This window comes from Eubacterium sp. AF16-48, assembly GCF_003479405.1.
GTDB classification, from domain to species: Bacteria; Bacillota; Clostridia; order Lachnospirales; family Lachnospiraceae; genus Eubacterium_G; species Eubacterium_G segne.
Genome location: NZ_QUHB01000001.1, coordinates 441,323 through 455,341, shown reverse-complemented (window position 1 = coordinate 455,341; position 14,019 = coordinate 441,323). Strand labels below are relative to the sequence as shown.

Genomic DNA, 14,019 nt, shown 5'->3' with positions numbered 1-14,019 from the left:
ATATAAATGTTACCCAATGCTTATGCATTGGGTAACTGTTTAATAACAGGTAATTTATCAATTTGTTCAGGAGGACAAGAAGTGAGAAAAGGATTTTTAAAGAAAGTATCATCAGTTGCTTTAGCTCTTACTATGGTAGTTGGTTCAATTAATATTGTTCCAGCTGCATCACATGCCAGCAATGGAGCTAATGTTGCTTCAAATATTACATGGAACTATTTTTCAATAATTCCTGCGGATGGAAAAGAATCAAGCTTAGATAAGCTTCATAATGGACATGTAGATGGAGAAGATGGTAAGAAGGTTAAGTATTGTTGGTATCATGCATTGACACATATTAGAACTGAGGATTATCCTAATGGTCAGGTTCCTTTAGGAGATTTTGCAACACAGGGATGGGTTGCACCGGGAGCAACAGCTTCTAAAGCTCAGTTTTGGGCAGCTAATACAGGATGGGACGGACAGTATAATGAACGTGACGGCTCATTAGTAGGTGATAATCCGTACGGACTTAGATTTTATACATCAAATATTCCTGTAGAAAAAGGTCGTACATATACTGTATCTTTCAAATATAGAAGTACACTTAAAGGTAAGAAAACTATATATGAAAAAGATGAATACGGTGATTACAAATACGATGAAAACGGTGAAAGAATTCCGGTATTAGATGAAAATAATGATCCGATACAGGAAGATAATTACATTAAGCACATAGGTTTTAATGTTATTAATCCTGCCAATAATAACGGCTTAGATTTAACTTCATATTCAGGATGTACATCAGGTGGAAGTATTGAAGCAGATAGCAGTGTTGAAGGCGAAAAGACTGTAAAGGTAACAGTAAAGGTTCCAAAGACATATGCAGGAAACGCAATATGTGTTCAGTTTACAGCCGGTTCATATATTACAACATATCCTGATGAAACAGCAATGAAGGGTAGCCTTTTTGTTGATGATTTCAAAGTTACAGCAGGTAACCAGTATACAGTTAAGTACATATGTGGAAATCAGTCATATACAGAGCATGTTAATGCTGGAGAAAAGGCATCAGGACATCAGTTCGCTGTAAAGGGAAAGACATTCTCTGCATACAAAGTAGGTTCATCAAAATACAATCTTTCTACACCTGTAAAGGGCAACTTAAATATTACATGTGTTTACACAGCTACAAAGAAGCCGGGTAAGGCAAAAGTAACATTTAAGGCTGCAAAGAAGAGTGCTAAATTAAGATTTAAGAAGCTTTCTAATGCAAAGGGATACGAAATTAAGTATGCTAATAACAGCAAAATGAAAAAGGCTAAAACAAAGACAACAACAAAATCAAGTATAGCGATTAAGAAGTTAAAATCAGGAAAGAAGACATATTTCCGGGTTAGAGCATACAATTTAGATTCAGCAGGAAAGAAAGTATACAGCAAAAAAGTTGTAAAGAAATCTATTGTTATTAAATAATTAGATTTTAAATATTTGAAAGGGTGGAAGGGTTATATATTTAAATAACTTTTTCTGCCCTTTTATTTATAGGCATTTGTTAGGGTTTATGATGAAAATGCTAGGAGGTTTTCATAATTTATATGGAGAAAATAAAAAAAATATTGGCTATGGTTTTATCCGTTGCATTATTATTTTCAGGAATGATATTTGACAATACTGTAACTAAGGCAGACGAGACAAATACCTGGTCAGGTGAAGCAATAATAAGCCCGGAACAAAATAAGTTAATTGGTGCGGGATATATTGATATTAAATGGAATAATACATTGGAAAATGTAAAGCAGTATAAGGTCTATATTGACGGAACATTAAAAAAGACAATGTCACCATCAGGGGACATTATGAAATTTGAATTTTATACTACCAATGTGAAGGGATATACAGAACAAATTGTTGCAGAATTAAAGGATAACACTGTTGTAAAATCAGATGTAAGAAATTTTTATGTAACAAAAAAAGGAATATGTGTCAACCGAAGAGATATGGGTGCAGCAGTTGATCCGGCATCAATGAATATCGGATGGTATTATGACTGGGACTACAAATCATTAAAAGACTGGAATTATAAAAATAAAAAATTTTATGATTTAGAGTTTGTTCCTATGATTTGGGGAGACGATTCAGTAGATATTTCTAAAAGATGTGAGTATGCCAACAGAAAAGGTTACAAATATATGTTGTCATATAATGAGCCGGATTTAAAAGGGGAATCAAATAAGCAGCCTGATACAATGAGATACAGATGGAATGAAATGATTGACAGCAAAGGAAGTCTCAGATTAGGTTCTCCTGCAACAGAAACATTTCAGATTAATTCTGACAAGTGGTGGACACCATTTTGGAATGGCTTAAATCAAACGCAGAAAAATAATATGACATTTATTGCAGTACATGCATATCAGCATTATTATGACAATGCTGACACGGCATTAGAGTATCTTCATACAATAGATGAAATATATGCAAAATACAAAAAGCCTATTTGGATTACTGAGTTCGCAGTAGCGGATTCAGGAAATGTATTTAATCCTAAAAACGCCAAGCATAATGCACAGGTTCAGGAATTTATGAAAATTGTTCTTAAGGGATTAAATGAAAGAAGCTATGTTGAAAGATATTCATGGTTCGATTTTAATCCGGAAGATTCAAAAACAGGTGCTTCAGGTATTTATTATTATGATACGGGAAAGCTTACAACCTTAGGACAGATATATGCAAATATTGGAAATCCGGCAGGATATAATGCTAAAAAGTATAATGTATTATATACAACTTCAAAGAATACATCCATGGCTTCCTGCGTTGCGGCAGTGCCTACTACAGTTTATAGTGTGACAGCTAAAAAGAAGGCCTTTAGCTATAGCATAAAATCTGTAAAAAGAGCCGCAGGATATCAGGTTCAGTATTCATTAAACAAGAAGTTTAGCACAAAGAAAAAATACAAAACAAAAACAAAGAATATTTCAGCAACAAGTGCTACAGTTAAAAACGGCACAATTAAAAAGCTAACAAAGAAGAAAACGTATTATGTAAGAGTGAGAGCTTATAAAGTAATTAATGGAAAGAAATACTATTGTAAGTGGAGCAAAACAAATAAAGTAAAAATAAAAAAATAGAACCATATTAAGGGGTGGTAATGCCGCCCCTTAATTAATATCATAAGATTGGATTTAGAGTATTATGTTAAAAAGCAGAAAGAAAGTAATTATGGGGATTTTATTATTAGGACTAATAATAGTATCTCTTGTGGCAGGTTTTAAAATAAATGACAAGAATCGAATACAAAAAATTAATGCAAATAAAAGCAGCTGGAAGGAAAATGCCATAACCTTTCCTGAGGCAGGAACACTGCAACCGGCAGGATATATTACAATAAATTGGAACAGTGCTGAAAAAATAGGTAAGGTTAAAAAGTATGTAATTTATGCAGATGATAAAAAAATAGCAGAAACTAACGGAAAAACCACTACCTATGAGTATTACACCACAGAGGTTAAGTTACATAAGATATACATAGAGGCACAAATAGAAAAAGGCTCGAAAATTTATTCTGATGTTATTCCTTTTTACGTGAATAAAAAGGGATTGTGCATGAATAAGGATATGGCAAGAAATGTTGATGCCGGTAACTGGGGAGTTTCATGGTATTATAACTGGAGCATAACCAAACATAATTTCACCAGTTTTAGAGATTTACAGTTTGTGCCAATGATGTGGACAACAGCACCTACAGATAAGCAGGAAATATCGGTATTGCCTAAGCTGGGATATAAGTATGTGCTGGCATTTAATGAGCCGGATTTGGAGGAACAGTCCAATATATCAGTAGAAGATGCAGTAGAGGGAATGAAGGCATTTATGAATCAGGATATTTATGTAGGTTCTCCTGCCACGGCATTATGTCCTCCATGGTCAGATGACTGGTTTGTGCCATTTATGAAACAAATGAAAAAAGAAAAAATGGATGTTGATTTTATACCTATTCATCATTATTGGAACTGGTGGAATGAAGAGGGGGTACAGGCATTTTTAGATTTAGTTGACAAAACATGGGAGATGTATCACAAGCCAATTTGGATAACGGAATTTGCCATAAGTGGTGTTCCTTACAGAACAAAGCAAATGAGACAATCAGTTATTGATTATATGAAGGGTGTTATTCCTGAATTAGATAAAAGAGATTATGTGGAGAGGTATTCATGGTTCTCTTTTAATCCTACAGATTACAGAAACGGAGGTTCCGCATTACTTGATATAACTACAGGTGAAATTACGGATTTAGGAAAACTATATCAGAGCCTTGGAATGCCTGAAGGATATGAAAATAGTAGTAAAGTTAAAAAAGAAAAAAATACACAAAAAGATATAGTAAAATAATGACATAATTAACTAAAAAAACATATAATAAATAAAAGTATTTTAGTTGACACTATTTAATGTCAGTGTTATTATAAACATAGTTGAACGATAGTAGAGGTTGCGCTAATTATTAGTAGGTTATATGATGTCCCGGAGGCAGATGACTATAGCAGAAAGGATGCGGCGCCGAAGGAGATGGTTTCCGGAGATTGTTTCCTGGGTATGTGGTTAACAGCCATATGACTGTCATACATATTTTATGTATGGGGAGCTACTTATAAGTTTTATATCAGAATTCTTATAAGGAGCTTATTTTAAGCTCCTTTTACTATGGTTTACAAGTACATATAAAATATAGGAGGAATAGAAAATGTCTATTTTTACAGGTGCCGGTGTAGCCATTATTACACCTTTTAATGAAGATGGTTCAGTTAATTATGAAGAGTTTGGGAGAATTATTGATGACCAGATAAGTGGTGGTTCAGATGCCATTATTGTATGTGGTACAACAGGTGAGTCATCAACAATGGATCACGATGAGCATATTGAAGTAATTAAGTATTGTGTAGAAAAGGTAGCAGGAAGAGTTCCTGTTATTGCAGGCTCAGGTTCAAATTGTACACGTGAAGCCATAAATATTTCGAAGAGAGCTGAGGAGGTTGGAGCTAACGGACTTCTTTGTGTTACACCATATTACAATAAGTGTACCCAGGAAGGTCTTTACCAGTATTATAAAGCTATTTCAGATGCAGTTAATATTCCGATTATTATGTATAACATACCGGGAAGAACAGGCACAACTATCCAGCCTGAAACAGCAGTAAGAATTGCAAAAGAAGTTAAAAATGTAGTAGCTATTAAGGAAGCATCAGGAAATATTTCAGCTGTTGCTAAATTAGCAGCTTTAGCAGACGGATGTATTGATATATATTCAGGAAATGATGACCAGGTACTTCCTATATTATCATTAGGAGGAAAAGGTGTTATTTCAGTGTGGTCACATGTTGCTCCAAAGAAGGTTCATGATATGGTATACGCATATTTAAACGGAGATACAGCTACAGCTACAAAGCTTCAGTTAGAGGCTATAGATGTGATTGGAGCATTATTTTGCGAAGTAAATCCTATACCTGTTAAGGCAGCTATGAATATGTTAGGTTATAAGGCAGGTCCCGTAAGAGCGCCTCTTACTGAATTATCAGATGCTCATAAGGAATTACTTGAAAAGGCATTAAAGGATTACGGAGTCCTCTAAAGAGCATTTTACATTTAGAAGAAAAATCTAAACACGGAGGTTAAAGATGGTTAATGTTATAATGCACGGATGTAATGGCAAAATGGGAAGAGTCATTACCAATCTTGTGTCACAGGACAATGATATAGAAATTGTAGCCGGTGTAGATGCTTATACAGGTATAGATAATGAATATCCGGTATTTACTTCAATAAAGGAGTGTACCGTAAAGGCAGATGTAATAATTGATTTTGCTGTCACATCGGCGATTGACAATTTATTAGATTATTCTGTCAGCACTAAAACACCTGTGGTTATATGTACAACAGGACTGTCTGCAGAGCAGCTTGAAAAAGTGAACGAGGCCAGCAAAAAGGTGGCAGTTCTCCGTTCAGCTAATATGTCATTAGGTATTAATACACTTATGAAACTTTTAAAAACTGCTACGGAAGTTTTAGCTAACAGAGGTTTTGATATTGAAATTGTGGAAAAACATCACAATCAGAAGGTTGATGCTCCTAGTGGAACAGCGTTAGCCCTGGCAGATTGTATGAATCAGGTTTTAGATAATCAGTACGATTACACCTATGACAGAAGCACTGTACGCCAGAAGAGAGCTAAAAACGAAATTGGAATTTCAGCAGTTCGTGGTGGCACAATTGTAGGTGAACATGAAGTTATCTTTGCAGGAATAGATGAAGTTATTGAAATTAAGCATACAGCATATTCAAAGGCAATTTTTGCTAAGGGAGCCATTGATGCAGCTAAGTTCTTAAAAGGAAAAGAAGCCGGATTATATAATATGGCAGATGTAATAGACTAATTTATTGAATTTTTAAATAGACTGTTGTTTTTTTGATTAAAATCAATAAAACACAGTCTATTTTTTGTATAAAAATTAAAAAAGTGAAAACAATATTGTTATCGGGTGGAAACAAAGAGAAAAATTTGAGAAAACCGATAAGATATGGAAAATCATTTGGAGGATTTATAGTATGAAAACATTTAAAATTTACTTATTAGCCATGACATTGTTAGTGTCTGCATTATGTTTTGCAGCATGTGGCAACACAAACAATGATGAAAATGCCACAACAACAGAGAATGTTACAACAGAAAACGGTGCAAATTCAGGTATTATTAACGATACCACAAATAATGGAAATGCAGATAATAACGGAACAAAAAATGACGGTGTGGTAGATGATATTGGAAATGATATTAAAGACGGCGTAGATGATGTTATTGATGATATGGATGGAAATAATAATAAAAATAACAGCAACAATAACAACAATACAACTAAGAAAAATACTACAACACAGAATAACACTACAACTAAAAAATAAGGGTATCAATTATTAAAAATAAGCATAATCTATTATGATAAATAGTTTTGTAATGGTTTAATATGGCTTATAAAATAATATTAGACCCGGGGCACGGTGGTTCTGACCCGGGTGCAAACTTTAATGGAAGACAGGAAAAGGATGATGCATTGGCACTTGCCATGGCAGTAGGAAAACTTTTAACTAATGCAGGCTTTGATGTGGAATATACCAGAACTGCTGATGTATATAATACTCCTTTTGAAAAGGCAATGATTGCCAACAATGCAGGCGGAGATTTGTTTGTATCTTTCCACAGAAATTCCTCAGCTGTACCTAATACTTACACAGGAGTACAGACTTTGGTGTATAACAGGGAAGGTTTAAAGGAAAAATTAGCGGAAAACATTAACAAAAATCTTACGGCAATCGGTTTTGAAGATAAGGGAATTGTGGAAAGACCAAATCTTGTGGTTTTAAAGCGTACAAAAATGCCGGCAGTTTTAATTGAGGCAGGATTTATTAATTCAGATAAAGATAATGAATTATTTGATAATAATTTTAATGAAATTGCTCAGGGTATTGCAGATGCCATAATTGATACATTAGATGATAGTGGAATTTCTGCCACGGATGCCCAGGTTTATACTATTCAGGTAGGAGCATTTAGGAACGGACAGTTAGCCAATAATATGGCAGCCCAGCTTAAAGCCATGCAGTTTCCGGCTATGGTGGTCTTCGAAGACGGATTATACAAAGTCCGGGTAGGAGAATTTAAAAGCCTTGATAATGCTGTAGAAATGGAACAAAGGCTTAGGGCAATGGGCTATAATACATTTATAAGAAGCTGATTTTATGAAAAAGTTTCAGGTGACAAAAACAGGATTAAGGTTCATTAATCTGTTGCCTGAAACTTTTATTTGTATTTATTAACGTATAATGATAAAATTGTCCTATTAATTAAGGAGGAAAAAAATGAATAACGGATATGTAAAGGTCGCAGCTGCAACACCTAAAATTGTTATAGGTGACTGTGGTCACAATAAATTAGAAATAGCAAAAATGACAGAAGAAGCATATAAAAACGGAGCACAGCTTATAGTTTTTCCGGAACTATGCATTACAGGATACACTGCATCGGATTTGTTCTGGCAAAAAAATATGTTAGATTTGGCATTTGAAAAAATAAATGAGTTAGCAAAAGATACGAAAGATATGGAAATTGTTTCAGTAGTTGGGGCACCAATAAGACATAAAAATAAACTGTATAATTGCGGAGTAGTAATATATGCAGGAGAAATTAAAGGAATAGTGCCAAAATCATTTATTCCAAGTTACTCAGAATTTTATGAGGGACGACATTTTACATCAGGAGAGGGAATTAAAAAAGGTGAAACAAGGGGAGAAATCCCATTTGGAACAAATTTGATTTTTGATTGTGGCAATATAGAGAATTTCACCTTTGCCATTGAAATATGTGAAGATTTGTGGGTACCAAATCCACCAAGTACAAACCATGCTTTAGCAGGAGCTAATGTTATATTAAACCTTTCTGCCAGTGATGAAATTACCGGAAAGGCTGATTATAGAAGAAAGTTAGTGGAAATGCAGTCGGCAAAAAACATTTGTGCATATATTTATTCAGATGCAGGAGATGGTGAATCATCTACCGATTTAGTATTTGCAGGGCATAACATCATAGCGGAAAACGGAACCATGGTAGCCCAGTCAAAGCGTTTTGAAAGCAGTAATATAACCTATGGAGATATAGATTTAGATAAGATTGCCACAGAAAGACAAAGAATGACAACATTCTATGTAAACCCGGATAATGAGGATTATATGAATGTATCTGTTAAACTTAAAAATAAAGAAGTGAAAGTTGACAGATATATTGACAAGGCACCTTTTGTACCGTCAGATACAAATAAGAGAAATGCAAGATGCGAGGAAATATTGGAAATTCAGACCTGGGGACTTAGAAGACGTCTTGAACATACAGGATGCTCAAATGCAGTAATAGGAATTTCAGGTGGTCTTGATTCCACATTGGCACTTCTTGTTACAGTAAAGGCTTTTGATGCATTGGGACTTGACAGAAAAGGAATACATGCAGTGACAATGCCGGGCTTTGGAACCACAGACAGAACATACTTAAATGCGGTGGAGCTAATTAAGAAATTAGGATGTGACTTTAAGGAAATTAACATATCAGAAGCAGTTACATTGCATCTTGCCCAAATAGAACATAATATTGAAAATCACGATGTTACTTATGAAAATGCCCAGGCAAGACAAAGAACGTATCTTTTGATGGATTTGGCAAACAAATACAATGGAATGGTAATTGGAACAGGAGATATGTCGGAACTGGCATTAGGATGGGCAACTTATAATGGAGATCATATGTCCATGTATGGGGTAAATGCAGGAGTTCCAAAAACTCTTGTAAGGCATTTAGTTAAATATTATGCAGATGTAAATGAAGGAAAAATCAGCAACATTTTGTATGATATTTTAGACACACCGGTGAGCCCTGAACTTTTACCACCAAAGGACGGAGTGATAGCCCAGAAAACAGAAGAGCTTGTAGGTCCTTATGAGCTTCATGATTTCTTCCTTTACTATATGTTAAGATTTGGATATACTCCGAAAAAAATACAGTTTCTTGCAGAACTTGCCTTTGATGGGGAATATGATACAGAAACTATAAAAAAATGGCTTAAGACCTTTTACAGGAGATTTTTCTCACAGCAGTTTAAGAGAAGCTGTCTGCCGGATGGACCAAAGGTAGGTACAGTTGCCGTATCACCTAGGGGAGATTTAAGAATGCCTAGTGATGCCAGTGTTAAAGAATGGCTGGATGAAATTAAATAAAAAAGCAAAGGTAAAAAGACGGGAGTTCCCGTCTTTTTATACTTAAGACTATTGTTATTTTTTACCTTTGTTAATAGTGTCTACAATGGCGTTGTATAGTAAAGAATATGTATATTGGCTTTCTTCCGAAAACTTAATATTGTCTACTGACTGGGTATCCACAATTTGCTTTGAAATATCTTCAAAAGCTGGTTCTACTAAAGGATACATAGTTGTTATCGCATCGCTTATGTTGTCCACCGTAATAGAATTAATGTGATTGCTATCAAGAGTGACAGTTACCTCCATTGGATTTCCGTTCAGTGTGACACAGGAGGTATATACTCCGGCCTCATATTGCCCTGAGGAACTTTTTTCCTTTTTTTCATCACTGTTTCTATTACAAAACATAAAAATTAATGAAATTACAAGAACAATACCAAGGAGTACAAATACTACGGTGTATATAAGCTCCTTTAAATGAAATACCATGAATTTTGGACTTTTTCCCATACTGACTCCTCACTTTAAATTTGATTATATTCTAATTTATTAATGTCAGGGGCAAAGTATGACAAAAGTATGTGTTGAAATTGACACATCCTATATACTATACTTAAATATAGATTTTGAAACACATCAGGTGTTTCAAAATCGTAGTTGACCAGCCCCGAAGGGGCGTGATTTGCGAAGCAAATTTTTGAAACGGTAATCCTATACCGTTTCAAAAGTCATAGAAAGAAACACATCAGGTGTTTCAAAAGTTATAAGTTATAGATTTTGAAATGATATTGGGGAGGAAAATATGTCATTACAGTTTATTATAGGAAGGGCAGGCTCAGGAAAGTCTACTTTGTTATATAAGAATTTAATAGATACATCCATGAATAATCTGGATAAAAATATCCTTGCAGTGGTTCCGGAGCAATTTTCCATGGAAACCCAAAAGCAGATACTTACAATGATTAACGAGGAATATGGACTAGGAGGTAGTTTTAACATAGAAGTTACCAGTCTTAACCGTCTGGCATATTTAATATTTGAAGAGCAGGGTATAATTAATTACAAGGTAATGGATGATTTGGGGAAATCCCTTGTTATAAGAAAAGTGCTGGAACAGTGTAAAAAGGAGCTTATTATATACAAAAATAAAACAGCAATGCCGGGATTTGTGGAAAAGGTAAAGTCGGTTTTGTCAGAGCTTAAGCAATATTACATATCAGATACAGATATGGATAATATGCTTGATTTGTGTGGAAGAAGACCGGCTCTTTATCATAAGCTAAAGGATATTTTAGTGATTAGAAAAGCCTTTGATGAGTACATACAGGATAAAATGATAACAACAGAGGATGTGCTGGAGATATTTTGCAAATATGTGGGACAATCTGAAATTATAAAAAATACCTATTTTTATTTTGACAGTTTTACAGGATTTACGCCAATTCAGTATAAAGTATTGGAATTGTTAATGAAGTATTCAAAAGGCGTTATGGTAAGTATTACTTTGCCTGAAAATGAGAAAGATTTTACCACATTTAATAAATATGAGTTGTTTTCCTTAAGCAAGGAAACCATAGCAAAGCTTAAAACTTTAGCTAAAAGAAATAATGTAAACATAAATGAAACATTAATTGCCGGAGAAGGTAAGGTTCCTTATAGAATAAAAAATAATAAAGCATTATGCCATATTGAAGAAAACATTTTCAGAAATAAGAAATTGGAAAAAACTGAAAATTATAATGATGCCATTGAAATCTACTCCCTGCCAAATCCCCGCAGTGAAGTAGCTTTTGTGGTGGCAAAAATTTCAGATTTAATTGTAAATAAAAACTACAGATACAACGATATTGCCATAATTACCGGGGATATGGCAAACTACTATATTTATTTAGAAGAAGAACTGAAAAAATATGATATTCCGGCGTTTATTGACCACAAAAGAGATATTTCATCTAATCCTTTTGTGGACGGGATTATAGCAGTGCTTGACGTAATAGCAATGGACTTTTCTTATGATGCTGTTATGAGAATGTTAAGACTTAATTTGCTGGAAATAAACAGAAATGACATTGATGTTTTTGAAAATTATATTAGAAGATTTGGTCGTCGCGGTTTTAAAAGTTATTCTGCTAAATGGGAAAAATGTTATAAGGGATTTGAAGAGAGACTTGTTACGGTTAATAATGTAAGGGAGAAAATATATAATGACATTTTAGCTTTAAGAACCACTCTTAAGGACAAAAAAGCCACAATAAAAGATTTCACCTTAGCACTTTATAATTTTATTCTTTCCACTAACATGGAAAAAAGAATAAATGATTACGTAGATATGTTTGAAAAAGATAATAAACCTGAATTATCAAAAGAATATCAGCAGATATATGGGGTTATTATTTTAATGCTTGAAAGAATTGTTGATTTAATGGGGGAAGAAACAGTTTCTCCAAAGGAATATGTGGAAATATTAAAGGCGGGATTTTTAGAGGCTAAAGTAGGAATAATACCTCCCGGATTAGATACCCTTATGGTGGGAGATATTGAAAGAACAAGACTTAAGGATACAAAGAAGATTATTTTCTTTTTAGGAGTTAATGACGGAATTATTCCTAAAATGGCAACCAATGGTGGAATAATTACAGATTCAGACAGGGATTTCCTTAAAGCAGATGAAAAGGAAGGCTTTGTTTTAGCCCCTACAGCCAGAGAAAATATATTTAAGCAGAAGGTTTATTTATATTCACTTTTAGCAAAACCTACGGAAAAAGTCATTCTTACCCTTAGTAAGACTGACAATGCAGGAAAGACTCTTAGAAAATCATATTTAATAAGCGATTTGCAAAAAATGTTTTCAGACTTAAAAATTAAGGATGAAGAAAAATATGCAAATAGTCTTGAAGAAATAACAACTAAAAGAGAGGCATTAGATTATATTGCAGCCAATGCAGGAGAATACAAATCAGGAAAGGAAGACAGGCTTTTTGAAGTTCTTTGTTCCGTATTATATGATGATGCAGATGCTAAGAAGTGTCTTAAATTAATTAAAAAAGGAACATTTTATAAGGGAAGACAGCCTTATCTCAGCAGGGAAAATGCCAGAAAGCTATACGAAGATAAGGAAAACATAGGTATAACCAGATTAGAAAAATATGCAGCCTGCGCCTATTCCCAGTTTTTAAGAAATGGTCTTAAGTTAGGAGAAAGAAGAGAATATGAGATAGCTGCTTATGACATTGGAAATTTATATCATGAGGTAATAAATAAGTTTTTTGTTAATGTGCAAAAAGAAGGATTGCATTGGGAAAATTTAGAAAAGGAAACCTATAATGCCATCCTTAATAATTGCGTTGTGGATACAATGGAAAATTATGAAAATGATGCATTAGACAGTTCTGCACGTAACATTTTTATTAAAAATCAGGTTAGGGAAACAGCAGAAAAAACAATTGATGTGTTGATTAGACATATTGATTCCGGAGATTTTGTGCCGTCAGAATATGAGCTTAGAATCACTCATGGAAGAATTGACAGGGTAGATACCTATGAAAAAAATAACGAAATTTTTGTAAAGGTTATAGATTATAAATCAGGAACAACGGAATTTAATGTTACAGATACCTTTTTTGGAATGCAGATGCAGCTTATGGTTTATTTAAAGGATGCCATGGAATTTGAAAAAAAGAAAAATCCCGATAAAACTGTCCTTCCGGGAGCAGGACTTTATTTCCATATTCAAAATCCATATATTGACCGCCCGGATATAAGAAAAGTAAGGGAAGAATACAGAAAAAAAGGCACAAAGGAAACAGTATCTGATGAAGAATTAATGGAAGAAAAAGTTCAGGATGAGCAGTATAAATGCTATAGAATGAGTGGACTTGTAAATTCTGATTTTAATGTAATAGAAGCAATTGATAAGGAATTGTCACAGGCAACAGGTAATTCTAAAATAATTAAAGTAGGAACCACAAAAACAGGATTAAGCAGCAGAAGTACAGTGATTGAAAGCAATAATTATATGAAATTCATAAATCATGTTTATGATATGGCTGAAAATATGCGAAAGGATATTATTGATGGTAATATTCAGATTAATCCTACGGAAAACGCCTGCACTTACTGTCCATATGGTGGCGTGTGCGGTTTTGACCTAAAGGTTGGAGACAGATACAGACAATTAGAAAAATTAGACTTAAAACAGGTTATTAGCCGTCTAAACACTGAGAAAAATAAAGGAGAGTAAAT

Annotated in this window: 10 protein-coding genes and 1 riboswitch; of the genes, 9 read left to right on the top strand and 1 reads right to left on the bottom strand. The window is 33.9% G+C overall.

Annotated features, from left to right (window positions below; genetic code table 11):
• The first annotated feature begins 81 nt into the window (after positions 1-81).
• The 8 genes from DWW68_RS02045 to DWW68_RS02010 all read left to right on the top strand — a co-directional run bounded on the left by DWW68_RS02045 (position 82) and on the right by DWW68_RS02010 (position 9,795).
• Positions 82-1,455 (top strand): hypothetical protein, encoded by a 1,374-nt coding sequence (locus DWW68_RS02045; RefSeq protein ID WP_021953182.1) that lies wholly within the window; start codon positions 82-84, stop codon positions 1,453-1,455.
• A gap of 122 nt (positions 1,456-1,577) precedes the next feature.
• Complete coding sequence (locus DWW68_RS02040) at positions 1,578-3,113, top strand: glycosyl hydrolase (RefSeq protein ID WP_118588688.1); 1,536 nt, start codon at positions 1,578-1,580, stop codon at positions 3,111-3,113.
• A gap of 64 nt (positions 3,114-3,177) precedes the next feature.
• Positions 3,178-4,374: a glycosyl hydrolase gene (locus DWW68_RS02035; protein ID WP_021953180.1), complete on the top strand. Its 1,197-nt coding sequence runs from the start codon at positions 3,178-3,180 to the stop codon at positions 4,372-4,374.
• An 86-nt stretch (positions 4,375-4,460) separates the two neighbouring features.
• Positions 4,461-4,638, top strand: a riboswitch (Lysine riboswitch).
• Between the two features lie 88 nt (positions 4,639-4,726).
• On the top strand, positions 4,727-5,611 hold the full coding sequence (gene dapA / locus DWW68_RS02030) for a 4-hydroxy-tetrahydrodipicolinate synthase (RefSeq protein ID WP_021953179.1): 885 nt from the start codon (positions 4,727-4,729) through the stop codon (positions 5,609-5,611).
• Between the two features lie 46 nt (positions 5,612-5,657).
• Positions 5,658-6,413, top strand: coding sequence for a 4-hydroxy-tetrahydrodipicolinate reductase (gene dapB, locus DWW68_RS02025; protein WP_021953178.1), 756 nt, complete (start codon positions 5,658-5,660; stop codon positions 6,411-6,413).
• A gap of 172 nt (positions 6,414-6,585) precedes the next feature.
• Positions 6,586-6,939, top strand: a complete 354-nt coding sequence (locus tag DWW68_RS02020) for a hypothetical protein (protein WP_021953177.1) — start codon at positions 6,586-6,588, stop codon at positions 6,937-6,939.
• Between the two features lie 62 nt (positions 6,940-7,001).
• The gene (locus tag DWW68_RS02015) at positions 7,002-7,769 is read left to right on the top strand and encodes an N-acetylmuramoyl-L-alanine amidase (protein ID WP_118588687.1); all 768 of its coding nucleotides are present in this window, start codon (positions 7,002-7,004) and stop codon (positions 7,767-7,769) included.
• A gap of 124 nt (positions 7,770-7,893) precedes the next feature.
• Positions 7,894-9,795, top strand: coding sequence for an NAD(+) synthase (locus DWW68_RS02010; RefSeq protein ID WP_118588686.1), 1,902 nt, complete (start codon positions 7,894-7,896; stop codon positions 9,793-9,795).
• Between the two features lie 54 nt (positions 9,796-9,849).
• Here DWW68_RS02010 and DWW68_RS02005 read toward each other — a convergent pair whose 3' ends face one another.
• Positions 9,850-10,287: a hypothetical protein gene (locus tag DWW68_RS02005; RefSeq protein ID WP_021953174.1), complete on the bottom strand. Its 438-nt coding sequence runs from the start codon at positions 10,285-10,287 to the stop codon at positions 9,850-9,852.
• A 292-nt stretch (positions 10,288-10,579) separates the two neighbouring features.
• Between DWW68_RS02005 and DWW68_RS02000 the strand changes: the two genes are divergently transcribed.
• Positions 10,580-14,017 carry a PD-(D/E)XK nuclease family protein gene (locus DWW68_RS02000; protein WP_118588685.1) on the top strand — a complete coding sequence of 1,146 codons (3,438 nt, stop codon included), beginning with the start codon at positions 10,580-10,582 and terminating at the stop codon, positions 14,015-14,017.
• The last annotated feature ends 2 nt before the right edge of the window (positions 14,018-14,019 follow it).

Coding starts and splice junctions, on each gene's coding strand:
- DWW68_RS02040 (WP_118588688.1), top strand. CDS start 1,578: ATGGAGAAAATAAAAAAAATATTGGCTATGGTTTTATCCGTTGCATTA.
- DWW68_RS02035 (WP_021953180.1), top strand. CDS start 3,178: ATGTTAAAAAGCAGAAAGAAAGTAATTATGGGGATTTTATTATTAGGA.
- dapA (WP_021953179.1), top strand. CDS start 4,727: ATGTCTATTTTTACAGGTGCCGGTGTAGCCATTATTACACCTTTTAAT.
- dapB (WP_021953178.1), top strand. CDS start 5,658: ATGGTTAATGTTATAATGCACGGATGTAATGGCAAAATGGGAAGAGTC.
- DWW68_RS02020 (WP_021953177.1), top strand. CDS start 6,586: ATGAAAACATTTAAAATTTACTTATTAGCCATGACATTGTTAGTGTCT.
- DWW68_RS02015 (WP_118588687.1), top strand. CDS start 7,002: ATGGCTTATAAAATAATATTAGACCCGGGGCACGGTGGTTCTGACCCG.
- DWW68_RS02010 (WP_118588686.1), top strand. CDS start 7,894: ATGAATAACGGATATGTAAAGGTCGCAGCTGCAACACCTAAAATTGTT.
- DWW68_RS02005 (WP_021953174.1), bottom strand. CDS start 10,287: ATGGGAAAAAGTCCAAAATTCATGGTATTTCATTTAAAGGAGCTTATA.
- DWW68_RS02000 (WP_118588685.1), top strand. CDS start 10,580: ATGTCATTACAGTTTATTATAGGAAGGGCAGGCTCAGGAAAGTCTACT.